This window comes from Neobacillus sp. BF23-41 (assembly GCF_041106275.1).
Genome location: NZ_JBGBPR010000008.1, coordinates 109,713 through 134,747, shown reverse-complemented (window position 1 = coordinate 134,747; position 25,035 = coordinate 109,713). Strand labels below are relative to the sequence as shown.

General features: G+C 36.2%; 29 protein-coding genes and 1 pseudogene. 7 read left to right on the top strand and 23 right to left on the bottom strand.

Annotated elements, in window-relative coordinates:
* Positions 1 to 102: 102 nt before the first annotated feature.
* From AB7942_RS14370 to AB7942_RS14340, 7 genes are all read right to left on the bottom strand, one after another.
* Positions 103 to 1,380, bottom strand: coding sequence for an MFS transporter (locus tag AB7942_RS14370; protein WP_088089744.1), 1,278 nt, complete (start codon positions 1,378 to 1,380; stop codon positions 103 to 105).
* Positions 1,381 to 1,663: 283 nt separating this feature from the next.
* Entirely contained in the window at positions 1,664 to 2,455 is a 792-nt protein-coding gene (locus AB7942_RS14365; protein WP_369447375.1) for an IclR family transcriptional regulator, read from the bottom strand.
* A 185-nt stretch (positions 2,456 to 2,640) separates the two neighbouring features.
* Positions 2,641 to 3,342 carry an alpha/beta fold hydrolase gene (locus tag AB7942_RS14360; protein ID WP_369447374.1) on the bottom strand — a complete coding sequence of 234 codons (702 nt, stop codon included), beginning with the start codon at positions 3,340 to 3,342 and terminating at the stop codon, positions 2,641 to 2,643.
* Between the two features lie 205 nt (positions 3,343 to 3,547).
* Positions 3,548 to 3,628 (bottom strand): YjcZ family sporulation protein, encoded by an 81-nt coding sequence (locus tag AB7942_RS30545; protein ID WP_410884644.1) that lies wholly within the window; start codon positions 3,626 to 3,628, stop codon positions 3,548 to 3,550.
* Between the two features lie 195 nt (positions 3,629 to 3,823).
* Positions 3,824 to 4,531, bottom strand: a complete 708-nt coding sequence (locus AB7942_RS14350; RefSeq protein WP_369447373.1) for a DUF421 domain-containing protein — start codon at positions 4,529 to 4,531, stop codon at positions 3,824 to 3,826.
* A 248-nt stretch (positions 4,532 to 4,779) separates the two neighbouring features.
* Positions 4,780 to 5,583 (bottom strand): prohibitin family protein, encoded by an 804-nt coding sequence (locus AB7942_RS14345; protein ID WP_369447372.1) that lies wholly within the window; start codon positions 5,581 to 5,583, stop codon positions 4,780 to 4,782.
* A 205-nt stretch (positions 5,584 to 5,788) separates the two neighbouring features.
* Positions 5,789 to 6,235 (bottom strand): ArsI/CadI family heavy metal resistance metalloenzyme, encoded by a 447-nt coding sequence (locus AB7942_RS14340; RefSeq protein WP_369447371.1) that lies wholly within the window; start codon positions 6,233 to 6,235, stop codon positions 5,789 to 5,791.
* Between the two features lie 289 nt (positions 6,236 to 6,524).
* Here AB7942_RS14340 and AB7942_RS14335 point away from each other — a divergent pair, with 289 nt between their 5' ends.
* The 3 genes from AB7942_RS14335 (at position 6,525) to AB7942_RS14325 (ending at position 7,686) form a co-directional block, all read left to right on the top strand.
* Entirely contained in the window at positions 6,525 to 6,848 is a 324-nt protein-coding gene (locus AB7942_RS14335) for an ArsR/SmtB family transcription factor (RefSeq protein WP_369447370.1), read from the top strand.
* Between the two features lie 80 nt (positions 6,849 to 6,928).
* Positions 6,929 to 7,105, top strand: coding sequence for a hypothetical protein (locus AB7942_RS14330; RefSeq protein WP_369447369.1), 177 nt, complete (start codon positions 6,929 to 6,931; stop codon positions 7,103 to 7,105).
* Between the two features lie 374 nt (positions 7,106 to 7,479).
* Complete coding sequence (locus AB7942_RS14325; protein ID WP_369447368.1) at positions 7,480 to 7,686, top strand: hypothetical protein; 207 nt, start codon at positions 7,480 to 7,482, stop codon at positions 7,684 to 7,686.
* Between the two features lie 103 nt (positions 7,687 to 7,789).
* Here the strand turns inward: AB7942_RS14325 and AB7942_RS14320 are convergent, their stop codons facing one another.
* The 5 genes from AB7942_RS14320 to AB7942_RS14300 all read right to left on the bottom strand — a co-directional run bounded on the left by AB7942_RS14320 (position 7,790) and on the right by AB7942_RS14300 (position 13,338).
* Positions 7,790 to 8,845, bottom strand: a complete 1,056-nt coding sequence (locus AB7942_RS14320) for a HupE/UreJ family protein (protein WP_369447367.1) — start codon at positions 8,843 to 8,845, stop codon at positions 7,790 to 7,792.
* A 102-nt stretch (positions 8,846 to 8,947) separates the two neighbouring features.
* Entirely contained in the window at positions 8,948 to 10,480 is a 1,533-nt protein-coding gene (locus AB7942_RS14315; RefSeq protein ID WP_369447366.1) for a CehA/McbA family metallohydrolase domain-containing protein, read from the bottom strand.
* A gap of 191 nt (positions 10,481 to 10,671) precedes the next feature.
* Positions 10,672 to 11,403 (bottom strand): ZIP family metal transporter, encoded by a 732-nt coding sequence (locus tag AB7942_RS14310; protein ID WP_369447365.1) that lies wholly within the window; start codon positions 11,401 to 11,403, stop codon positions 10,672 to 10,674.
* Between the two features lie 310 nt (positions 11,404 to 11,713).
* Positions 11,714 to 12,790: a copper resistance D family protein gene (locus AB7942_RS14305; protein ID WP_369447364.1), complete on the bottom strand. Its 1,077-nt coding sequence runs from the start codon at positions 12,788 to 12,790 to the stop codon at positions 11,714 to 11,716.
* Positions 12,791 to 12,792: 2 nt separating this feature from the next.
* Positions 12,793 to 13,338, bottom strand: a complete 546-nt coding sequence (locus AB7942_RS14300; RefSeq protein WP_369447363.1) for a copper resistance CopC family protein — start codon at positions 13,336 to 13,338, stop codon at positions 12,793 to 12,795.
* A 417-nt stretch (positions 13,339 to 13,755) separates the two neighbouring features.
* Here AB7942_RS14300 and AB7942_RS14295 point away from each other — a divergent pair, with 417 nt between their 5' ends.
* From AB7942_RS14295 to AB7942_RS14285, 3 genes are read left to right on the top strand one after another with little or no spacing between them, the layout of a single operon-like run.
* Positions 13,756 to 14,769: a multicopper oxidase domain-containing protein gene (locus AB7942_RS14295; protein WP_369447362.1), complete on the top strand. Its 1,014-nt coding sequence runs from the start codon at positions 13,756 to 13,758 to the stop codon at positions 14,767 to 14,769.
* A 21-nt stretch (positions 14,770 to 14,790) separates the two neighbouring features.
* Positions 14,791 to 15,957 (top strand): ZIP family metal transporter, encoded by a 1,167-nt coding sequence (locus AB7942_RS14290; RefSeq protein ID WP_335440149.1) that lies wholly within the window; start codon positions 14,791 to 14,793, stop codon positions 15,955 to 15,957.
* Positions 15,958 to 15,973: 16 nt separating this feature from the next.
* Entirely contained in the window at positions 15,974 to 16,144 is a 171-nt protein-coding gene (locus AB7942_RS14285) for a twin-arginine translocase TatA/TatE family subunit (RefSeq protein ID WP_088089754.1), read from the top strand.
* 70 nt (positions 16,145 to 16,214) lie between these two features.
* Here the strand turns inward: AB7942_RS14285 and AB7942_RS14280 are convergent, their stop codons facing one another.
* From AB7942_RS14280 to AB7942_RS14265, 4 genes are all read right to left on the bottom strand, one after another.
* The gene (locus tag AB7942_RS14280) at positions 16,215 to 16,901 is read right to left on the bottom strand and encodes a DsbA family protein (protein ID WP_369447361.1); all 687 of its coding nucleotides are present in this window, start codon (positions 16,899 to 16,901) and stop codon (positions 16,215 to 16,217) included.
* 48 nt (positions 16,902 to 16,949) lie between these two features.
* Positions 16,950 to 17,354 (bottom strand): DoxX family protein, encoded by a 405-nt coding sequence (locus tag AB7942_RS14275; protein ID WP_369447360.1) that lies wholly within the window; start codon positions 17,352 to 17,354, stop codon positions 16,950 to 16,952.
* Between the two features lie 216 nt (positions 17,355 to 17,570).
* Positions 17,571 to 18,431 carry a M56 family metallopeptidase gene (locus tag AB7942_RS14270; RefSeq protein WP_369447359.1) on the bottom strand — a complete coding sequence of 287 codons (861 nt, stop codon included), beginning with the start codon at positions 18,429 to 18,431 and terminating at the stop codon, positions 17,571 to 17,573.
* Between the two features lies 1 nt (position 18,432).
* Complete coding sequence (locus AB7942_RS14265; protein WP_098932687.1) at positions 18,433 to 18,849, bottom strand: BlaI/MecI/CopY family transcriptional regulator; 417 nt, start codon at positions 18,847 to 18,849, stop codon at positions 18,433 to 18,435.
* A 233-nt stretch (positions 18,850 to 19,082) separates the two neighbouring features.
* Here AB7942_RS14265 and AB7942_RS14260 point away from each other — a divergent pair, with 233 nt between their 5' ends.
* Complete coding sequence (locus tag AB7942_RS14260) at positions 19,083 to 19,952, top strand: cation diffusion facilitator family transporter (protein WP_335712333.1); 870 nt, start codon at positions 19,083 to 19,085, stop codon at positions 19,950 to 19,952.
* A 200-nt stretch (positions 19,953 to 20,152) separates the two neighbouring features.
* Here AB7942_RS14260 and arsC read toward each other — a convergent pair whose 3' ends face one another.
* From arsC to iolE, 7 genes and pseudogenes are all read right to left on the bottom strand, one after another.
* Positions 20,153 to 20,572, bottom strand: a complete 420-nt coding sequence (gene arsC / locus AB7942_RS14255) for an arsenate reductase (thioredoxin) (protein ID WP_369447358.1) — start codon at positions 20,570 to 20,572, stop codon at positions 20,153 to 20,155.
* Positions 20,573 to 20,585: 13 nt separating this feature from the next.
* A complete protein-coding gene (locus tag AB7942_RS14250) occupies positions 20,586 to 21,227 on the bottom strand; it encodes an aquaporin (protein WP_335713463.1) in 642 nt (213 codons plus the stop codon).
* A 31-nt stretch (positions 21,228 to 21,258) separates the two neighbouring features.
* On the bottom strand, positions 21,259 to 21,606 hold the full coding sequence (locus tag AB7942_RS14245; protein ID WP_214717927.1) for an ArsR/SmtB family transcription factor: 348 nt from the start codon (positions 21,604 to 21,606) through the stop codon (positions 21,259 to 21,261).
* Between the two features lie 270 nt (positions 21,607 to 21,876).
* Positions 21,877 to 22,011 (bottom strand): annotated as a pseudogene (locus AB7942_RS14240) (EAL domain-containing protein); the annotation flags it as partial.
* Positions 22,012 to 22,475: 464 nt separating this feature from the next.
* Positions 22,476 to 23,264 carry a 5-deoxy-glucuronate isomerase gene (locus tag AB7942_RS14235; protein ID WP_369447357.1) on the bottom strand — a complete coding sequence of 263 codons (789 nt, stop codon included), beginning with the start codon at positions 23,262 to 23,264 and terminating at the stop codon, positions 22,476 to 22,478.
* Complete coding sequence (locus AB7942_RS14230; protein WP_369447356.1) at positions 23,257 to 24,114, bottom strand: class II fructose-bisphosphate aldolase; 858 nt, start codon at positions 24,112 to 24,114, stop codon at positions 23,257 to 23,259. The genes AB7942_RS14235 and AB7942_RS14230 overlap by 8 nt, the downstream gene beginning before the upstream one ends.
* A 12-nt stretch (positions 24,115 to 24,126) precedes the next feature.
* Positions 24,127 to 25,023 (bottom strand): myo-inosose-2 dehydratase, encoded by an 897-nt coding sequence (gene iolE, locus AB7942_RS14225; protein ID WP_369447355.1) that lies wholly within the window; start codon positions 25,021 to 25,023, stop codon positions 24,127 to 24,129.
* Positions 25,024 to 25,035 lie beyond the last annotated feature (12 nt).

The following is a 25,035-nucleotide window of genomic DNA, read 5'->3' as shown; positions in this document are numbered from 1 at the left end:
TAATATTAATCCCCAATACTATAATTGTCAATTATAAATATTGAGAATATTTAATATATCAAACTATGTTTTATATGAGAAACAATATAGCCTACTAACATATTATAAAATCACCTGTTGAGGAGGTAGATTCTCAATCTTTAGCTCTGCTGCTTCCCTTTTCAATGTAAATAGATACGCAATGAACCCAAGCGTAGCTGCGATAATCAACATCACAATGGAAGGTCCAAAGTCCCCACCGGCAATATCAACCATCCAACCCATAATATAGCTTGAAAAACCGCCAAGAATGTTAGTAAATCCCATCAACCCGGCAGCACGTCCTGCTGTTTCAGGCGTAGAGAATTTAACCATAAATAAATTACTTAAATGGAATACGCCGCCTTGTGTTCCCATTGCTAAGCCCATGCATACCCCGGCCATAACTGGCTGCGGAGAAAGAATGGCCGCAGTTAAAAATGATGCCGTCAAAAGAAATAGGATCGTCGCAAGTAAACCAGGACGCTTGGTTTTATCCGCTAGAAATCCGCAAATTAATACGAATCCTAAAGCAAATAGCCAAGATAAAGAGGTGATTCCAGTCATAGCCTCCCTTGTGAAACCTTTCGCTCCGACTAAATAAGTAGGCAGCCAAATACTAATACCGAAAAATAAAAATGACGACACTAACATACCGAACCAGACAATCCAATAACGATAGTCTTGAACAAAGCTTTGTTTTTTCGTTGATACTTTGGAATCTGACTGTCGAATATACGCTAATTCCCTTTGATCTAGTCGTGGATGTTCTTCAGGTGTATCGCGAGTAAGGAAGATAAACATAGGAAGAACGATTAAAATATTAAAGGCTGCTAAAGCGAAAAAGGCGGCTTGCCAATGGAAGGTGGCAATAACAAGCGTTAAGATAATCGCTCCACTAGCAGGTCCTAAATAGTTTCCTACCAGCCATGAGGATTGTGCCCGCCCAAGTTCACGCTGATTGAACCAGTTTGAGATAAATTTTCCGCAAATCGGAATCATCATCCCCTCACCAATACCAAGAATGACACGGCTCAAGATAAACATCTCGTAGGAAGTAGATAACCCGCCAATAATCATGGTAATAGCCCATACAATCAGACCGAAGATACCTGTCTTCCTTGCTCCAAGCTTGTCAATGATAAATCCCCAAAAGATATTGGATAAGGCATAAGCTATGGTAAAGATAAATGTAATCATCCCAATTTTTGCATTCTTATCTGCACCTGTTAATCCCAGATCATTTAAGAAACCTTGATCCGTTTGGATAATTGAAATACCTAATTTATCAATTTGTCCAAAAAACCAAAAAAAGAAAATTGGCATAGCAATATAAATCCAACGTTTATTCGTTCTCAGCATTAAAGAGCCCCCTTTTGATTTTAATCGAGTGAATGCGCTTCCAGAAGATTTAATTATTAAATATATAATACTTCAAACGCCCAAACGGACTCTTATCACTCCTTTTTTTATTTTTCGCAGTAAGAAAAATGTTTTATATACAAAACACAGTTTACCACTAAGTTCATTTTAAAGTTTTGAGAATATTACGTCAACAAAAATCATTCATTTTGTTTCACAAAATAAAATTAGTTTCATATATAAAACACAACAACAAAAAAACTTGCGAAAATTCGCAAGCTTTCTAGTTCATTTTTGAGTGGCGGCCCATAAATCCAGATAATATGTCGGAAACTTCCAGCACTTTAGGTAAGGCAATTTTTTCAATAAATTCTTGATTGAAGGTAGCTTCTGTGGCGACCACATTAATCGCTGCCATCACTTGACCCGTTCGCTCAAATATGGGAGCAGCAACCGATTGAATTCCATGATGGAATTCACCCTTGGTAATCGCATATCCCTTTTGCCGAATCGTAGCTAATTCTTGTTGAAAATCCATGTAATCTGTTTGCGTTCTTTCCGTATATGGTTTTAAATTAGAACCAAATAATATTTGGTTTAATTTTTCTTGGGGTTGATAGGCCAGCTGTACTTTTCCATTAGCGATCGCATGGGCGGGCAGTCTTAAGCCAATATTCACATTAATTGCCGAGACTCCTCGGACTGGCGCACTGCCAACATAGACAACTTCTTGACCATCCAAAATCGATAAATGACAAGATGCCCCAGTTTCATCCCTTAATTTTTCTAAATATGGCTGCGCAATTTCAGGGAGTTTTAAGGTACTTAAATAGGCAAAGCCTAATTCCAACACCTTTGGGGTTAAACTGTAGCGCTTCGTATGTTCATCTTGATAGAGATATCCAAGTGTTTGAAGTGTATACAATAACCGGAACGGAACAGTTCGACTTACATCCAGTTCTTTCGCGATTTCAACCAAGGATAATGTGGGACGCTCTTCACTAAATAGCTTTAAAATTTCCAATCCTCGCACTAAGGCATTGGCATTATATCGTTCCTTTTCATCTTTTGCCATAAGCATTTCACCATCTCATTGTTATTAATTTTCATATACTACAATCATATCAAAGTTTATGCAAAGAAGGGCAATCTCTTCTTGATTTATACTTTCACCAATGAGGTCAGAAAGTCTAGAACGATTGCATTAAAGTTATTGGGATCTTCTTGATAACATAAATGACCAGTCCTAGGGATGGTCATTTATGTTGAATCCTTTATTGTCTCATGAAAAATCTGCGACTCACTAACTGGTGTTACTCTATCTAATTCTCCGCAAATAACAAGGGTAGGTGTAGTGATCGAAGATATAATATTCATTTGATTTAAAGAAAAAAGTGAATAGGCGACAGAGCGGAATCCCTTCGGTCTGATTTGCGAATAGATTCTTTCTGCCTCTTTCTTTATTTCCAGATCTGGCTGCGGTGAAAGGAGTTCCTTTACGCGAAGCTTCGCCAGTTCTGCCGGCTCTACTGTTTCAATGTTATGTAGACGATTTTTTAATTTCCGTTCATTCTCTTCTTTACTTAGTGCCGCTGCCCCTCTTGTTGCATCTGAAATAATTAACGCATCAACCAGTTCGGGAAAGCGGTAACTAAAATCGAGTGCAATCGCCGACCCCATTGAATGTCCTAGCAGCGTGACAGATTCATAGTTTAATTTTTCGATAAATCCTTTTAAAACGTCAGCAAATTGCTTAAATTCCCTAAATTCCACTTTTGGATCAGAGCTTTTTCCATACCCAGGTGCATCCCATGCAATCACCGTGAATTGATTGGATAATCCCTTTAATTGCTTTTGCCATGATTGAGAGTTGTTCCCCATTCCATGTAAGATAATTAATGGGGCACCCTCTCCTTCGATTTCATAATGGATCTGTAAATCTTCCACTTGTAAAAAAGGCATATTCTCCCTCCTATTCGTTTTATAAGTAAAACATCGTTTTATATTTCCTATAATAAAACAACTGCAGGATAAGTCAACCGAATTTTCAGAAGTTCCTGAAATCTTTATAACGGCTTCAAAATCCCATGGACGATATTAATGAAGTATAGTTTCAACCAAAAAAGCCCTTGTAGGGCTTTTTTAAGTTACGACTAATCGAATTTTCTTAGAAACAGATTGTGGCTCCAACGATGATTAACAAGATAAACAATACAACGATTAAGGCAAATCCGCCCCCGTAGCCGATACCACCGTAGCCATAGCCACAACAACCACCAAATCCACCATATCCAAACATTTTATACCCCTCCTTAGACTTATTCCCTACAATTTATGTTAAGAAATAAGAATCGGAAGGGCTCTTTCCCTAGGATTTTTATAAGGACAAACAAATTTCTATTTCATATAGAATATGTAGGCTCCCCAGCCAACTATACTTAATTTAATTATCTCTCCCTGGTTTGTAGTAATATGGATCGCCTTTATGTTCCTTCATTTCATTATTGTCTATAAATAACTTTCCATCTTCTAAAAAAGTTGCTAATAGAATATTCTCTACTTTTTCACCCGATTTTTCGAGCTCGTCAATTAGCCAACCACGGTCTAATTGCAGATATTTTAAATTATGGTAAACAATTTGACCGTCCATAATCAGTGGGATAGGAAGATATTCTCTCTTTACATGTAAATTTAAATCATTAGGTTGAACTGGTCGGTATTCCGACTTGGGGATCACACTAATACTTCCTGTTTCCTCCATCACTGCAATGGCAATGTTTTGAGTATCAGTGTACCCTTGTACTCTTAAATATGACAATAACTCAATTATTGTCATACGCACCTTTTTCAGCCCTTTTCGATCGATATCCCCGTTATGAATTAATACCGTTGGACTTTCATAAAGAATCCATCTTAATTTATTATGTAAGGATAAACGTATAAAGATTTTATATAGAATGACTGTGATTCCAGCATAGGTAATAGCCATTCCCATACTTTTAACCTCTATAGGGGTACTGATGATATTGGTTAGGACAAGAATATACAATAAATCGAAACTGTGCATTTGAGCTACAGCTTTTTTTCCAGTCAGCCTTAAAAACAAATATCCTACCACAAAAACCAAAAATGCATGGTAAATTGCTTCCAAATTTGCATCTCTCCTTATAAATCCTATCAAACGCCGTAACGGAACTAAAGTTATCTATAGTATTAGAAGTTTCATTCCTGTCTAAACCTCTTAAGGATGGTTGCAATACATATCGCGATCTCCGATTTCGTCTCGGACACTTTGGAAACGGCAATTCACCATAGAAAAAGAGAGGCCCATTGCCTCTCCTTTATCACCGTATATTGTTGAAGTATAATCAGCATGGTTTGCGTGAGACATATCCCAGCTTATTTTTTTGAAAGTCCCTCCACATCAACAAATGGAGTGGCTCCGCCTGTTACACTTGGCAAGCGGCCATCCCATTTTTCTAAAGCCTTTTCTTGGACTTCAATTTGCTTTAATTGGATTAATTCCGCCGTTACCGCTTGTTTTTTCAATCGTAAGGCTTCAGCCTCTGCACCAGCTTGAGCAATTTTCTGCTCGGCCTCGATTTTGATTCTTTCGAGATCTCTTTTTGCACGTAACGCATTTTGTTCCGCGGTTTGTTTCGATTCAATTGCTTTATTGAATTCTTCACTAAAAGCAAATTCTTTGATATTGATATCTTCAAGAATCATATAATATTTAGTTAATTTACTTGCGAGCATATCTTTCACTTTTGCGGATACTTCCGGTCGTTTGGAAATTAATTCTTCCGCTGTGTACTGGGCGGTGATTGCCTTAAGTGATTCGGCAATTGCTGGGTCAACGATGCGGGTACGATAATCCAAGCCGATTTCTTGATAGAGCTTATTCACCGCATCTGGATCAGCAGAATAGTTTACGGCCACCATGGCGGTGACCATTTGCAGATCCTTTGAGGCAGCTGTTTGCGAACTTTCTTCTTTTTGGACCCGAACTTCAATGGGTTGAACGGTTTGAATAAACGGAATCTTAAAATGAAATCCTTCCGTTAAAATAGTCGGTTTAACGGCCCCTAACTGTAAAAGAACTCCTCTATATCCAGAATCAACGGATGTACTAGAAAAAAAGCCAACCACGATAATAACCAGCGCAATAATTCCGCTTACTATAGATTTCGTATAGTACATTTTGATCCCCCCTTTAAGATAACCTTATGAAAATAGTTCCAGATTTATACAGGGAACAAACAGGAGCAAGCAAAGAACTATTGCAATGTTAGCCGCGATTAATTATTTTATAATTTTCTATCCAACAAAAAAATGCCTCCTTTCATTTAACTGAAAGGAGGCATTAAGAACTTATTGATATCAGGAGGCATTATACTCTCCAAACTTATGAACAACAAGATGAAGCGGTTTTGATTTCAACTTTTACTGGTTGAGTTGTACAGCATGTTGATTCAGTTTTCATTGTCTCGACATCACCTTTTGTAAAAAAGAATTCCCACTCGTTCCCGTCTGGATCGGTTACCCAAAATTTATCCTGTGTTGCATAACAACAGGTAACACCCATCTCTTCCCTTGCAAAAAAGCCTAATTTCTCTAAACGGTCTTTATGTTGTAGAACTTCTTCTAGATTTTCCACCTGGAAACCAAAATGACCAACTTGGTTTCCTGCAACTGCTTCTGTTAAATTTAAAGTGAAATTAAGACCAGGATCATCAAGTAAGAACTTAGCATAGTCCGACTTGACTTTAACCGGCTCCGAATTAAAAACTTTTGTATAAAATTCAATCGACTTGTTTAAATCAGTGACATTTACCCCAACATGCATTCTCATAATAAACCCTCCAAATGATTTATTTTAAAAAGTATATTAAATCAAATAAAATTGATTTAATAATTATAAATCAACTTTTTTTGATTTTGCATTTTAAGTATATTAGCAAATTTTTCTAATTGCAACCCTTAAATCAAAAAAAATTGTTTTTTCATTGAGCAGCTATTTATCCTCTAAATGAGGCCTTTAACTAAATCAATTTTTTTTGATAAAGGTGATTGACATATGAAAATATTGGATATATTATGAATGTATCAAGATTATTTGATTTAAAAAGTAGGTGAAAAACGTGAAAGAAGAAATTCAATTACAAGATATATCATTAGAAAAGGTATTTGAAGACTATGAGTTAAAATTTAAAGCAATAGCTGATAAAAAGAGACTTCAAATCATGAATATTTTAACTCAAAAAGGTTCTATGTGTGTTTGTGATCTTGCTCCAATGATGGATATGGCTCAATCAAAGCTATCTTATCATTTAAAGATTTTATTAGATGCCAACATTATAACAAAAGAAACACGAGGAACCTGGAGTTATTACGAACTGAATCAAGAAGAGCTCAATCATTTGTTATCCCATGAACTTTGTTGCATATTCAAGCCGTCCAGTTAATAAATTTTTTTAAAGCATATATCAATTTTTTTTGATTTATATATATATCAATATCATTTGATTAATAGGAGGAATTCATTATGTTTCATGAGTATTCAGTTTATCAAATGATGAAATTTCGTCAGGAAGAAACCGAAAGGAATGCGAGAAATGCATGGAAACATTACACTGATTCATCTGATAAAAAAGACTTAAAACCTTTCTTACCTGAATCTACAACCTCAGTTTCCCTCTGCTGCCAGTGTGCTCGCGCTTAGTGAAAAAATTACTTCTCGAAAATAAATCAATTTTTTTTGATTAAAACTTTTAAGAAGGAGGATTTTTATATGTATCATTACAATATCGAAGTGTTAGTTAGGGATAAACAGAAAGAACTTGAGAAAATATCATACGAAGCTTGGATATTTACTAACGTTAATAATGAATCATTTTTACAAAAATTAGTTAGGAAATTTACTTTTACCAAGAATGTAAAAACGGATTTAAGTAACCAAAACAATTGCGTTTGCGGGTGCTAGGAGAATTTTAAAATGTGCTAAGAGGTTTCATCTTTTACCTCGTATAAATAGATGGCCACAGAACAAGGTAACTTATTGTGGCCATAGTTTTATTTCTAGAAAGGGGGGTTCTCATGACTATAAATCATGCCAGTACGTTAAAAAAAGAGTATTTTCTCTCTTATATAAATTTAATAATGATTTCTCGAAATTGTTCTCTTGAAGAAGCTAAGGAATTAACTATGGATCTGTTTTTCCATAACAATTTCGAACAATATGGTAAACAAACTTATGAAAAATTTTTAGATGCCTATTACCAATTGGAAATGCTTAATAGTTAAAGAGACTAGCTGAAAGTCTCTTTTTGGGGGTTCAGAGATATTAATTTTCCCTTTCTTATCTATTTCTATTTCTTACTAGGAATCAGGTTGATAATAATTCAATTTAAAAAGCTCTTTCAATGAACCATACTAGTCCAAATGCTAATATAGCTACTGAGGTTCCAGGGATGACCCATTTAATTGGTTTTAAGGTTAATTTCTTGATCCACAAAATTAGCGGATATGCTAAAGAAACGATTATTAATTGACCTATTTCAATTCCTAAATTAAAGGATACAAGGGACGTAACCATATGGTTTGTGTCTAATCTCATTTCCGATAAGATTCCTGCAAAACCGAATCCATGGATTAATCCAAAACCAAAAGCAAGCCATGGCTGGTGTTTTGAGTCCTGATTAAAAATATTAATGAGTGCAACGTAAATAATGCTTAATGCGATAGCAGACTCTACAAATCTACTTGGTAGATGAATGATATCGAAAGTTGCCAATGCTAATGTGATACTATGGGCAATCGTAAAGGCTGTTACTAAGGATAAAATGTGACGAATCGTTTTTGCCCCAAAAAGCAAACTAATAACAAACAGGATATGATCATAACCTGTGAAAATATGTTCTAATCCAAGAACTAAAAACTGTTTCGTATTCTGTAAGAAACTTACTTCTCCAATCTCTAATTCTCTTGATTCGAATGTAAGAATCTTTTCTTGCTGTTTCCCATCCATTTTAATGGTGGCAAAGTTCGCATGGCTTGGGTCAGAATCATCCATAAACATATTATATTGGACTACTAGTTTTTCTGGTTTATGCTCGGTTTTATACGCCAAGTTAATGACCGCAAAAGGACGCTCCTTTATCATCTCTACATCTGTTTTTACCACGCTACCTTCAATCAGTTCGCTGTCTGTATAAAGTTTTATATGGGAATTAATATATTGCTGCACAACCTTGTGGTCAATTAACTGCTTTTGATCAGTTTCCTTATTCAGCGCATGCCCTAGTTCTTCCAGATCGAGCTTCAATTCATAATCCAATGATTTCTCTTTGACTTCAATGGTGGAAAAACCTTCACTATTATTGGTATGAGCAGATGCCGAGGGAGGAGGGAAAGAACTTAATGAAAGAAAGATGAGCAAAATAGGGAACCATAACTTTTTCACTATATTCACGTCCATTTCTATGTTATTTCAATGTTGTCTGACCAAGATAATGGAAAGACGAGGAGTTTTTATGCCCCTCGTCAAGTTTCCGTTTGTACCTAATTATTTACTAGAATTGATGAAAATTGGGTTTGAGTAGAACCAAAGATCGGTCCATGGGTTCTCGCCTTTTGGATCTGCTACTGGTTCTAATTGGTCTGTATTCGTGCCACGCAAGCGAATATAGCTATCATTATCCACATCTTTTAATGTATAGGAAATCTTGATATATTCACCGTCTTGTTTCCAGTCACTTTCAGTGAAACGTTTCACGACTTTTGTTGTAGGATTAGCAGCAGTTGAACGGTCTTCCACTTTTCCCTTTACAACACCCATAATTAAGTCTACACGTTTTACATTTGGCTTATCGCCATGAGAGTTCGCAGCATTTGGATCTTTCAGGCGAATCGTTACCGCTACATCGCTAGATTTCTTCCCTGGAAGAGTTAGAGTTTCACCAAATGATGCTGTATTTCCTTTAGCCTCAGCATGCATTGGAGTATTGCCCACAGCTTGTGCTTTAGCATCTAGTTCTGAGATAAGATCACCAGTTGTAACGAAAACATGACCATTACGAAGGTTTTCCATTATATCTTTGTAGTTTTTCTCTGCTTTTACGTATGTTTTCGAATATTCACCAGGCCAGAAGTCGCTGCCTCCATCACGCCAGTTGACGTGTGAGTCAGAAGTAGAAGTTACCCACCAATGTCTTCCTTCACCTAGCATTGAATCCCAAAAGCCTCCAACTTTAGCCGTCATTTGATCGAATCCGCCCATTGTCGGATAATTTCCGTATCCACTACGAGTACCACTAGGATCGATAGACCCATCTGGATTGATCGCACCCGCTTGATGGCCTGGAGCACCCTCCATACCTACAGAAACATTCGGTGCTGTATCATTCCAATTACGGAATTCCTGCGGTGTATCCTGCCCCCACTTTGCATCCCCGCTTGCAGAACGAGAAGGATGGTTGGCAAAAAGAACAGGTTTTTCTTCTAGTCCTTTCATATAGTTAAGAGCATCTATCATGTTAGACTCAGTATTTCTGCTGCCATCATTCGGATATGGTTCACGAGTATTAAACTTGCTTTCAATGTCATAAAGTGTTTGCGATTCATTATCCCCATTTGGAATAATTAATGAACTATGATCAGCAGCAGGTGTATCGAATTCCATTCCGTAGAATTGAAGAACTTCAGGTACTGCTTGACGAGATTTCAATAATTCAGGATATGCTTGTTCTAAATTCACTTTAGAATGGTTCGGACCGCCGTGATCCGTTGTGACCATCCAATCAAGTCCGTACTTTCTGGCATTTGTTGCATTTTTTACAGTTGGATAAATGGCATCTCCACCTCGAATTGCCGTTGGAGGGTTTGTAGAATTGTCCCAGCCTACACTCCACTCGCTATGTATATGGTGATCACCTGCAAGCCAAGTAACGTCTTTCTTTTTCACATCTTCTTTTGAGAATGCTTGTGCTTCCGCTTTTTGATTACCACCCTGATTAAATAAGGTTTGGGTTGTAAAAGCAGTGGTTGCGAGAACAGTCGTTGCGATTAAAGGAATAGCCTTCTTAAAACGAGATTTCATGTTTACTGGCCCCCATTTATATTATTCAACAGTTATAATAGTAATTTAGTTGTGTTATAGGGAGATGGATATTCAGTAAAATTATTGTAAATTTTGATAACATTTCTTTTATCTCGATACCACATAAAGAGCCCTGGAAGTGCGGCATAAAAATTACTCCTTTTAGATTTACCTAAACATCAGGTAGTCTTTCAAAGACCAATTAATCTTAGGAAATAATGAATACCAATCATCCCCAAAAGAACGACGAAAGCTACTTTTCCTTTCGGCAGGTTTTTCGATTTCTTCCACAGCAGTTCATAAAATGTAACGTAACCCATGGTTCCAATTGTCATTCCCATCATGACAGTGTTCCATTTTAATGAATCCCATCTCATATTTAGTCCCATAAGGATATTCAGGCCAATCACTATCGATAGTGTTGAGCAAAAAATTGTAAACAATCGATTTTTCATTTTTGTAATTGGTATTAATGACATAAGAATCATACCTTCGGGGATATGGTGGAGAATAAAAGCTGCCAAAAGTCCAAAGTTTATCAGTTGCCCCTGTTGGATGCTAATTCCAAACGTGACCCCCGTAGGAATGCTATGTATGATTAATGCTATAAATAAAAGATAAAGCGTCTCTTGATCACCTTGATGAAGATAAGATTTATTATGCAAGAAAACTTCCATTGTTATCATGATAAAGATACCGATTGAAATGCCCGTAAGAATACCGATTGTTTGAAAATGGCTAAATACTTCAGGAAGTAAATCAAATGCAAACATGCCTGTTAACATTCCTCCGCAAAGGACTTGTAAGTATAAAGAGTTCTTATTTAAGAAATGAATCATAAGTCGAACGGAGGATCCACCCAAAAACATAGCACCAAAAATAAGCAAGGTTACCAAACTGCTTAACCTTATTTCTTCAATCATAAAGATCCTCCCAATCCGTTTTTGCTTAAAAAATAATTCTTACTAACATATGATATTTAGCTGTATATTAGGCTTAAAAGCAAAAAATGATTGGGACAATCTCCTAGTTAGTAGGTAAACATTTAGAAATGATATTATCATGGGTTATTAGTTGGGCGTTTATGCACTTACTTTCTAAAGGCAACAAAAAAGTAGCCAATAATATGGCTACCATCTTTTATATATTCCTGTATTAAATTATTCTTATAATTTATGATTTGATTTTTGTTATTATCCAGCAATTTTCGAAGCGATTTTTACGTTTTAAAATTTAAATGGACAAAGAGAACATCAAACCCATATATAAAACAATGATAAAAGTCACACCAAGTGCTACTGCTAATATAGGTCTTTTCTGTTTAAAACTGAACAAAATCATTAACAAAAATAGCATTGAAAGAATAACTAACAATAGCGATTGGAATGAAGGTGCAAAATGCACTTGTAAGGTTGAAACGATATTTTTCCCCCATAACCATTCCACCCACTTAGATGCACCCTCCGACTTCACGGTAAATTCAACTTCATGTGGTGGGGATAACGTTCCCATCACAGCCGTGAAATAAAAAACGAATAAAAGAATCACGCTTTCCCCTCTTATCCATGGTCTAGGATTGAAGGATGAAATCTTTAATGATTTTCTTGAAAGTACACCATTTATAAAGGCAAAAACTAAAACAGGGATTATACTAATATGCTTTAAAAGCAGCATTTGTCCATAAGGCAAAACCCAAGCCGTTACATAGTCCTTTGGTTCAACCAAAAATAACATCAGATAGATACCACTTAAAAGAATGATGATTAAACATAAAACCGCAAATGGAGTAAACCACCTTAAAAATTTAGACCAATTTGTCTCCTCTTTTGAGAACCAGGCAACATTAATCAGTATGCCTGTCCATAATGTAACTATTAAAAAATGAATGCTATGCGACCATAAACCTGCCCAAAATGAGAGCGAAGCCACATGACTAGAATAACCAACAGCCAATATCATTAAGAACAGTAAAATAGCTTGTATATATTTTGAGCCATTTTGCAAAATCGTTAGATATAAACATGTGGCTATTAAACCTATTAAGATCCATGCTCGCCCAACTTGAAAGTCTAACAAAACAGATTTCGTTGCTAGTGCAAGACCTATACCATCCTGAAAATAGGAAACGGTTTGAATAATGGGTCCTAACGAAAAGATAATCAGACCAAGTGTAGAAAGCAGTAAAATTGGTTTCGGAATATTTATTTTGGGCTTATTGGCTTCTGGTACAAATTGTAACGCTACGTGACCAACAAGGATGGAATACAATAAATAACTTCCGAATTCTGTAATAGGAATTACGAACCCCATTTTTAACGCTTCCTTCTAAATAACAGGAATAGACCGATGATAAAAATTACGAGTACCACTACAATAATAATTGGGTTTAAATTAGATGTCTTATCCGTCGATTCACTATTAGTTTTTTCCTGTTTGGTATTCTCTTTTTTAGGTTCTTCTTTTTTAGGAGTAACTGGCTGTTTTGTTTCAGCTTTTGGTTCCTCCTTAACTTCTTTTTGTACAGTGAATGGAATTTCACCTGTTATGGGGTGACCGTCCTCACCAGCAATACTCCATTTAATCGTATAGGAGCCATTTTCTAGCGGTGTTGATAATGTACCTATTAATTGATTTTCTTTTGGTGTAACACTTACTAAGGGTCCTTCTTGCCCATCTTTTACCAAAGTCATGGTGCTTAAGGATTCAATCTTACCTTCATATGTAAGATCGATTTCTTTTAGATCCTCTTTAACTATTTGATTTGCAGCAGGATTGGATGAAGTTAATTCTGTATGTGCACTTGCGATTGTTGGAATCATCACCAACATACTAATTAGTAAGAAAAGTAATTTTTTCATCTTGTATTTCCTTTCTTCATAGCCACTATTTTTCTATACATTCCTTTCATCATAACATTTGTATCTTGTATTAATTTGTATTGATTTTCAACAATTTTGTGAATATCATAAAAATCCAATCCTATATCCGTACCGAGAAATTTAAGAATTGGACAAAGGATCCGCTGTTTTCTAGTCATTTTTTTGTTCCATCAAAAATAAGAAAGTGGCCATTTTTCTTCAAAACCCTTACTATCTCGTTCAAACACCTATTTGATTATTAGTATATAAAAAGGTATTCCAATGGTCAAACAATTATTTGAATGTTTTAATAAAAACTTATATTTGGTTATTGACAATAAGTTTGTCTTTGTCATAGAGTATTGGCAAGGACAAATAAATTTGCATAAAGGAAACTTTTTAAGAGGAGGTCAAAGAATGGCGGAAAATAAAATTTCTAGGCGAGATATTTTAAAAATGGGAACTACTGGAGCACTAGGGATTGCAGGCAGTATTTATTTAAATAAAGTGGCACCCTTTTCAGGTGTAGTTCATGCAGAGAATCATGCTTCCAATCACAATAGTCATTCTGCAAATCACACCAATAAGTATGATTCTTCAAAAACAGAGGGTTATAAGATGGCTGAACGTCTTTTAACCGAATTTGATTATGGAAAAGCAACAAAACTTTCAGACGGTCGGACTTTACGTGAATATGAAGTTGTAGCGATTGACAAGGAAATTGAAATTGCAAATGGTATTAAGTTTCCAGGCTGGACTTATAATGGAACCGTTCCAGGTCCAACATTCCGCTGTACCGAAGGCGATCTTCTACGATTTCATTTTACAAACAGTGGGAGTCATCCACATTCTATTCATTTTCATGGGATTCACCCACCAGACATGGATGGATTAGATCCTATCGATCCAGGTCAATCATTTACGTATGAATTTGAAGCAAATCCATATGGATTACAACTTTATCATTGCCATGTTCTACCGCTACGACGACATATTCATAAAGGGTTATACGGTAATTTTATTATAGATCCAAAAACTCCAAGGGAACCTGCACTAGAATTAAATATGGTCATGAATGCTTTTGATTTAGATTTAGACGGTGCAAACGAATTTTATACGGTGAATGGGTACGCTTTTGCCTTTATGAATCATCCAATTAAAATCAAGAAGGATGAACTTGTCCGCATCTATTTGAGCAATTTAACCGAGTTTGACTTACTAAACTCCTTCCATTTACACGCAAATTATTTTACCTATATTCCAACTGGTAGAAACGACAATCCGACTCAATTTACTGATACCATCATGCAATGCCAAGGGGAACGTGGAATCATTGAAGTTCGCTTTCCGTACAAGGGGAAATATATGTTTCACGCTCATGTTAGTGAGTTTGCAGAACTTGGCTGGATGGGATTCTTTGAGGTTGAATAGAAAGGAGTGGTCATCATGTTTATGAAATCAAAGTGGTTAATTACAGGTCTTATTCCACTTGTTCTGTTACTGCTTGTATTGGGGTGGGTATTTAAAAATGGTGCTGGAGTAGAACGAGATCCTGCTGCTCCAATAGAGGTTCTAAATGTTGAACAGATTAAAATTGTACCTTCAGGATTTGAGCTAGATGTCAGTAATACTGGCCCAGAGACATTGACCATATCTCAAGTGATTGTGGATGATTCTGTATGGAATTTTTCAATAACTCCTGATTCAACACTTAAACGATTTGAAGATGGAAAGGTGACGATTAAGTATCCATGGGTAGAAGGTGATCCTCATACAATTCTATTAATATCTGAAAATGGGATAATAACAGAAGCTGTTATTGATGCAGCCACCTTAACTCCCGAATTTTCATGGGATAATGTGTTGAACTACGGATTTATTGGCTTCTATGTAGGAATTGTTCCCATTACATTAGGATTACTATGGTTTCCATTTATGAAACGTTTGAAAAAAAGCTGGATTAATGCCATTCTTGCTCTCACAGTTGGCCTCCTGCTATTCTTATTTTTTGGTACGTTATTTGATGGATTTGAAATAGGAGCAGAAGCACCGTCAGTATTCCAGGGCAACATGGTTGTGATTATATGTACAGTTCTTTCATTTCTTTTACTGGTTGGATTTGATCAATATCAAAACCAAAGACAAAAACGAACGGGTTATTCTCCACTAGGAATTTCATTATTGATGGCAACAGGAATTGGTCTTCATAATTTTGGTGAAGGATTGGCTATTGGCTCATCATTTGCACTAGGTGAAGCTGCATTGGGTACATTTTTAGTAATCGGATTTACTCTGCATAATATTACTGAAGGGATTGGGATTGCTGCACCATTACTGAAAAGTAAGCCAAAGATTAGCCAATTTGTGTTATTAGGCACGATTGCAGGTGCCCCTGCGATATTGGGAACTTGGTTCGGAGGGTTTATTTTTTCACCAATTTGGGGTGCAGTATTTTTAGGTGTTGGTGCAGGTGCCATTTTACAGGTAATATTCGTTATTTCCAAAATGCTGATGGAAGAACACAAAAAGAATAATGAACCAGTTGTATCATGGATGAATTTTACTGGATTTACTCTTGGAATATTAATCATGTATTTTACGGCTTTTTTCGTAAAATAATCTGGAGGAATTTGAAATGGCTAATATAGGAATTGGTGGTGCATTATTGATATTTGTGATTGCCTTAATTGTTTTTGGGCCGAAAAAACTCCCAGAGCTCGGTCGTGCCGTAGGATCTACACTTAGAGAATTTAAACAGTCAACAAAGGGCATAATGGATGATGACCACGATAAAGAGAAGAAATAAATTTACGAGGTGGCTCATCGATTAAGACGATGTACCACCTTTTTTGATGTATTACTTTTTATTCTAGAAATTACTCTTCCTTTGCTGCTTCGTTTACTCGCTTCTTGAAATCGTCATAGGTGTTCCCTTCAAATTTCACACCATTAATAAAAATCGAAGGGGTACTTGTAATACTTAACTTATTAGCTGCACTCATATCTTTTTCCCATGCCTCTTTTGATTGGTCATTTTTAAAGGCATTAACCACTCTTTTCACCTCTGCTTCAGAAACAATTTCGCTTAAAGTGTCCTTAAGAAAAGAATCTGAATATATATCCATTTGCTCTGCTTCAGTATCATCAGGCTGTTTTTCATATAATAGTTCATGGAACTTCCAAAACTTTTCATTTCCCAGTTCCTTAAAGACGTTTTCTGCAAATTTTGCAGAACGAGTAGAATCCACATTGATAAACGAATAATTCATGAAATAAAACGAAGCTTTTCCTGTATCGATAAAATCCTTTTCGATATTCGGGAGAAGTGTGTCATTAAAATTTTTACAATAAGGACATTTATAATCACCAAATTCAACTATTTTTACTGGGGCAGACTTCTCTCCTAAAAAGGGTTGTCCCTCATAGTCTATTGCTTCTTTTTTAGCCGTATTTGATAAAAAAATTATACCGACTAGACAAACAGCTATTAAACCAATCACCCAGAATATAAATTTAGATGATTGATTTTTCGATTTTTTTGTTTTTTTGTTTCCTGAAGACATCTATTCACCCTCTATTTAAACTTTTAATCTCTCTATGAATTTACATCTTTATTGTGGTTTTTTAGATAACAATTTTGAATCAAGAGAAAGAGCAGAAGTTGAATTTAGGAATATAAATACTGCCATGACCGCAAAGGCAAGATCCAATTCAAACCCCGCACCTTGTCCATTTCCCATGAAACCTGCTGCCAATTTTACTTTCCAAATGGCTCCAATCATGATGAATACAAAGAGAGCTGCGATATATCGTGTTCCAAATCCAATTGTTAACAACAGACCCCCTACTAATTCAATAATGGCGACTATGTACGCCACAAAACCTGGAATTCCTAGACTATCAAACCAACCTATAGTATTTTCAATCCCATTTTGAAACTTTGAAACACCATGAATAAAGAATGATAACCCTAAAAATAACCTTAGAATTAGTGTCCCGACTTCTGATTTTTTCAATTTACTTTCTCCTTTCAAAATCTAAATGTCTTTAATTTCACACTACAAATCGTAGTGTTAAAAGGTAACATATTCTCCCTTTTACATGAAATAACTTAATTTACACTACCTATTGTAGTGTAAACTGTTGTAAATGGTCAAGAGATAATAATTTTCTACAACTTAATCTATTAACCAATCAATACATAAAGGATTGGACTTTACCTCCAATCCTTGTTAGGCAATAACTAATAGGAATAATATTAAAATAAATACATTTAAAGAGATAACGATTGATCGTGTCTGAACTTTAACGGGAATGGATTGTTGCGGATTAATCAATTGTTGAAGCCTGTAATCGACTGTCGTATCCGCAAAATGCACAATTGCTGGAGTAAGATTTGAATTAACTTTTAGTTGCTTCTTCTTAATTAGCTTTAATAAAGCACTTCCTAATCCAAGTTCTGAACCCATCCGATTAATAGCATATTCATCTGCAACTAGTTCAATCATAATCCGATAATTCTGATAGGACCATCTCGTAAGAGGGATATACCATATAGATTCTGAAATGATTTGTAAAATAAAAACCTTAACTCCATCATAATACCTTTGGTGGGAAGTCTCGTGGTAGATGACTGCCTCTAATTCCTTTGAATCTAACATTTCAGTTAATGTAGTAGAAAGGACAATTACAGGTTTAAAAAACCCAAATGTAAATGCCAAAGGCTCTTTATAATCGATAACCACTATATCATCATTATTTCTATTAAAAGTTTGATTCAATTGTTTGGATTTATCGTTATTAATAAGGAGTTGAATTTTATTTTGAAATGAACTTAATAGCGAGATTTGCTGAACGATTTTTTTACAAATGATGAAAACGGTATAAAAAATATAAGCATTCACAATTAGTAAGATTGCATAATGGGCAAATGTGCCTTTCTCAAATAGGCTAACGCAAAAATTAAAGATATTAAATAGCTCTAATGGGCCAAATAGAATATTTAATAGGTACATAGCTATTTGAACAAACAAAATGATCGCAAAGAAAAGGGCTAAACCTAAAACGGCAATTGATTTATGTTTCCAGGCCATTTTACTTTCTGCCCTTTTTTAATTGTTCAATTTTTTGTTCCAGTTTCTGAAGTAATCGATCATCAACTTCATTTAATGAATCCAGCATATGATTTACAACTAATCCCCCAAATTCGTCCAAAAGGTTATCCGTTAGTTTTTTAGATTGGTCGCTAATAAAATCCTCTTTGCTCTTTACAGGTTTAAAGAGAGATGTTCTCCCTTCCAATCTTTTGGTAAGTATGTTTTTATCGACAAGACGGTTCATAACCGTCATAACCGTATTAAAGTTTATCGGTTTTTCATTTTCTAATTTTTGTTGAACGTCCTTTATACTCTTTTCATTGCCTTCCCAAAGAATGTCCATTATTTTAGACTCAAGCGGACCGAAAAAACGATTAAGTCCTTCTTGGTCAAAACGAAAATTATTGATTGTCATATAACAGCCTCCCATCCATTACATATTGTAGTGTAATGTTTTATCTTTTTCAATTATTAATGGTTAATTAAAAAACTACCCTTCCTTTCTAAAACAATACTCCGAATAGTTGCCCCAGTGAAACTATTTTTCATTGCCATTACTTAGTTTGAAGGAAGACAAAAGGTTTCTCTAGACCCACTAGATACTTTTATTCCATAATAGTTAAGGATGAAATAGTGGGGGATAGAAGCATGAATGAACAAGGATATTTGGATCTGAAAAGAGGAGAGCGAGGAGCGATAATAAGCATTATTGCTTACATATGCTTATCTTCATTAAAATTAGCAGTAGGTTTAATAGCTAACTCTGAAGCACTAAAAGCGGATGGTCTAAATAATGCAACAGATATAATTGCATCAATTGCTGTACTGATTGGTCTTAAATTATCACAACGTCCAGCTGATGATGACCATCCATATGGGCACTGGAAATCTGAAACAGTTGCCTCCATGGTCGCTTCATTTATTATGATGGTTGTTGGAATACAAGTAACATATGAAGCGATTACTAGTATATTTAATGGAAAAAATGAATCTCCAGATTTGGTATCGGCCTGGACAGGACTCTTTTGTGCTTTGGTTATGTATTTTGTTTATCGTTATAATAAAAAATTATCAAGGGAGATCAATAGCCAATCTGTTATGGCCGCAGCAAAGGATAACCTTTCAGATGCATGGGTCAGTGTAGGTACATTTATTGGTATCGTTGGTGCCCAGTTCAATCTTCCTTGGCTCGATCCAATTACTGCTATAATTGTTGGATTACTCATCTGTAAGACAGGTTGGGAGATTTTTAGAGATGCTTCCCATTATTTGACCGATGGATTTGACGAAAAACAAATAGAAACATATAAAGAAACAATCATTGATTGTTATGGTGTAAAAGGGGTTAAAGACATCAAAGCTCGGAATTACGGGAATAACGTAGTTGTGGACATTGTGATTCTGGTCAATTCCGATTTAGATATTCGCGGGGCCCATGATATTGCAACTAAGGTTGAAAATGAATTAATAAAAGAACATAATGTCTATGATGTTCATGTCCACGTTGAACCTAATTAAATTAAATGTAGAAAAGTAATAATGAGTTTGGAGCCTTTCTCCAAACTTATTATTGAAATAAAATCAATCAGCAACAAGATGAAGTTTTTATTTATATTTTACTTATAAAAACACCCTCCTAAAGAATTTGAATATAAGTAATCGCTTATATAAACAGTGTAAGGAAGGCCAAGAGTCAAGATACTCTTGGCTGATTTTTCTTACTCGCCAGTTTCACCAAAACTCTTAATGCGATCTCCGATTTCATCACGGACACGTTGGAAGAATGCCCATTTTTCTTCGTCAGTCCCTTTAGCTTTAGCTGGGTCATCAAATCCCCAATGAACTCGTTTTACTTTTGGTGGTGTGATTGGACACTTATCAGCAGCATCACCACATAATGTAACAACTAAATCAGCATTGTTTAAATACTCAGGGTCGATAATATCAGAGGTATGATTTGAAATATCGATTCCAGTTTCTTTCATCGCTTTTACAGCATTGGGGTTCAATCCGTGTGCTTCAATCCCTGCACTGCGTACTTCCCACTCATCACCTAAATGTTTTTTAGCCCATCCTTCTGCCATTTGGCTTCGACAAGAATTCCCTGTGCATAAGAAGTAAAGTTTCTTTTTAGACATGATGTATTCTCCTTTAATTTTCGTGTAGTATTTTATAAATCATTGCCGCACAAACTGCTCCTAAAATAGTAGCGACAATATACACCCATAGATGTTGTGTTGTACCTGATACGATGGCTGGACCAATAGATCTTGCTGGATTCATTGAAGCACCACTAATTGGACCTGCGAACATAGCTTCCAATCCTACCGTTGCACCAATGGCAATTCCTGCGAAGGATTTTACCGCTTTACCATGGACCGCAGAACCGAAGATAACCATCATCAGGAAAAAAGTAAGGATAAATTCCAAAATAAACGATTGTGACCATGATCCTCTTGGTAAGGTGGTACCGAGCATTGCAACGTTTCCAAATAAACAACACAACGTTGCACTTGCTGCAATCCCTGCTATGATTTGAATAATAATATAATAAAGTGCTTCTTTCTTCTTTATATCCCCATGAATTAAAAATCCAATGGTAACAGCTGGATTAAAGTGCGCACCAGATAGGTGACCAAACGTGAAAATTAGTGCCATTACGACTAGCCCAAATGTAAGGGCTACACCTACATGAGTTAAACTTTTAGTAATCGAATCTATTACTACTGCACCCGTTCCAGCAAAAACAAGAAAATAAGTTCCAAAAAATTCGCTGATTAACTTTTTTTTCATTTTGTTGTAATCCCCTTGTTGATTCAATTGCTTAACAACCACAACGAAGCGTAGGATTGCTTTTTTCAATCTGTTTGATTTTCTCTGTCTGAACTGGCACATGCTCTAAAATTTCTTCTATAAGTCCATATAAATCACTTTGTGAATTCAAGGAATAATAGATCCACTGACCTCTGCGATCCTCTTTAACTAACCCTAAATCCTTCAGTTTTCGAAGATGCTGACTAATAGACGGCTGACTCATATCAAACACTTCAAGAAATTCACATACACAGCATTCTCTTTGTTTTAAAATAGTCACAATGGTCAAGCGTGTTTTATCCCCTAATAATTTTAAAACGTTGGCGGCTCGTTCTATTTCAACTATTGATTTCAACAGTTTGGACACCTCCCTGCATATAGGCAAATAATAATATGCTTATTTAAAATTCATGTAATTTAATTCAAAGTAATATATAACTATCTGCTTATATACTAGAACAAGATATAATTGAATTCAAGTACACAATTGTAAAGTTAGTGTAAATAAAAAGATTGATAACCGTAGCTATCAATCTTTTATTTAGAGATTATAATAATTTTTTCCCATTGCCAAAACATCAACAAATTCCTTCAACATAGCCTAAAATAAAGAGGATTCTGCTCCCATTTAGAAAAACTTCTCCACCATATCGACTGAAGTGGGTCTGCTAAAATAGTAGCCTTGTATTTTATGGCAGCCAATGCTGCATAAATATTGATATTGCTCCATTTCCTCGACACCTTCAGCTACCACATTCAAACCAAGATTTCTGCACGAACATTAGCAAAAATAGCTTAGTAACCTTAGTAAATGCTCTTGATTATGCTACAATAGCAACAAAGTTTAAGAAAAGAGCCATTCACAATTCCCGTCTACTTCAAATTGGTTAGGTATTTTAAGTGAAATTATTGTCGAGGAAATATTCACTGTTTTCGCTAATATACTTCAATACTGACGTAAAAATACAATCTTTGACCAATACATACAATTTCCTCTATTAATTAAGCGTTTGATTAAATTTTCCAGAAGTCCTTCTATATAAACCTTCCCTTCATCTATCTTGAAAAAAGCTTGTCAAAAACAGAGCAAAGAAGTAAACCACCTTCTCAACTTTTTTCCGCATAAATATAAGCCGACTATTTACAGATTGTAAATAGTCGGCTTTAAATGGACTTTTAGATTACTTGCATAGAAGATAAATTCTTTTAGGAAAGGTGGTCACATTCTCATTTCTCAGGCCAGATTTTCGAGTCTGGCTCGAGCAGCCATTTATGCTCTTCCTCCATAATCCTGTCTGTCCATGGATTGTTTTTGAGATGGCGAATCATCCAGCAGAAGTACATCGCATAACCAGGTGCTGTTGCTTGCGGATGGTCCAATTCACCAGGAATGGTGATATAGCTGTTATGTTCGACACGATAAGCTTCCGGCCCAACCATTGCACATCCAAAACCCTGTGGCTTATCAAAACGATAGTAATAAACCTCTGGTTGATCATGATGATGCGGTGGATAACTTGACCAGCGACCAGGGTATGAAATAACCTCTCCAATAACAAGATTGGAATAAGGAGCATTATTGTAATCAAAAATAGTTCGAATGACGCGTTCAGCCGTTCCGTTCCAAACTCCTTCACCAGCAACTGTACTCTCACAATCCTCCGGAGTATACAATTTTGCTTCGAATAGTTTTTCATTATCCGTTTTTTGAACAAGTACTTCACTGTTTGCAACAGCCGTAACCGTCACTTCAATACCTTTTGGAACGTGCAGACACCAAGGTTCTTCTTCAAAAACACAATCACGCTTGATTTCTTGTGAGTACCCGTTCCACTCCAAGCGGACACCCCCCTCAAGAAGAAGAATGGCTGACTCCTTGCTGCCATCTAAAAGGACCTCGATATCTCCCTCACCCAAAGTATAAATGCCGATATCCTGCATCATATCAGGATGCTTACTTTCCATATCAGTGATCTTAGTATAACCCTGATTTAATTCCCCAAGCTTTTCATACATGCGCTTTATCCCCCTTCAAACGGCCAACACTTTGAAACATTTCCATATGGCGTTTCACATTTTCTCCTGCTGCTTCTATCACAGAATCATGATAAGAAAAATAATCCTTAAATGGAGTTTGTACGTTCACCATTTCAACGACTGTGTTAAAAGTTGCAGTAGCCACGTTAATTTTCCGGATTCCATGGCGGATACATGTACGGAAATCGTTCCCTGAAATACCTGAACCGCCGTGAAGAACGAGCGGAATATCAAGTTCACCGTTGATTTCTTCTAACCGGTCAAATCGTAAATTTGGCTCTCCTTTATACATACCGTGTGCATTGCCGATTGCGATGGCCAGCGCGTCGATTCCTGTTTCTGCAGCGAATCGCTTTGCTTCCTCCGTAGATGTGATTAAAACTTCAAGATCCACGGAACCGTCTTCACTACCGCCGACCTGGCCGATTTCCGCTTCTACCGTCGCTCCATATTCACACGCAATCGAAGCCATTTTCTTCGTTTCGGCAATATTTTTTTCAAGAGGATGATGCGAGCCATCATACATAATAGAAGAAAAGCCGATTTCCAGTGCTTCTTGAATTTTTTCTTCTGTCAAACCATGATCAAAATGAACTGCTACCGGAACGGTTGCAGCCTTAGCCGCCGCGACCATTGCCGGACCAATGATATTCAGTGGAGAATGCTTCAAACGCACTTCCGCAATTTGTAAAATAAGCGGGGATCGAAGTTCTTCCGCAGCTCGGATAGCTCCCATCACCATTTCAATATTCGCTACACTGAAGGCACCTACACCGTATTGATTCTCCTCAGCGTGTGCCAAGATATCTTTCATCTTTACTAATGTCATGGTCGTTCTCCTTTACAGTCCACTCGTTTCACGAATATATTTTCGTGCTTTTAATGCATATTCAAATGGGTTAGCAACTGAAGGGTCCTGTTCAGCCTCTACAACAATCCAGCCTTTATAACCAGCAGCATCTAATTCTTCAAAAACTGGTTTAAAGTCAATGACTCCGTCTCCAGGCACCGTAAATACTCCATCTTTAACGGCTTGTAGAAAGCTCATTTTCCCTTCACGAATCTTATTAGCCACATCTATTCGCACGTCTTTTAAATGAACATGATGAATACGACTCATATGTTTATTTAGTACGTGTAAATGATCTTCACTGGAAAAAACAAGATGGCCTGTATCATATAGAAGTGATACTTTTTTAGGATCCGTTTCCGACATCAAGCGGTCAATTTCTTCTGTCGTTTGGATACCTGTACCCATGTGATGGTGATAGACAATTTTCATCCCTTTTTCAGCTGCGAGGTCGCCAAGAAGATGTAAACCTTCGACTAAAAGCTTCCATTCTCCTTCTGTAAAAACAGGCTTATGATCAAATAGCGCTGTCTCCATTTGACCTTGAATACTATTGCCTTGTTCAGAAACGACAATGACTTTCGCACCCATTTCATGTAAAAAGTCTCGATGTTTTATAAATGCCTTTGTTGTTTCCTCATATGGTTTAGAGGTTAAAAAGCTGCTAAACCAAGCACTCGCGATTTCTAATCCACGAATTGACAATGCTTTTTGTAAAACCTCTGGATTTCGCGGGTATTTATTGCCGACCTCGCTGCCGGAAAATCCCGCAAGCGCCATTTCACTAATACATTGCTCAAATGTCACTTCACCGCCAAGCTCTGGCATATCATCGTTTGTCCAGCCGATTGGCGCAATCGCCAACTTAACTTGATTTCCCTTAAACATCCTCATTCCCCC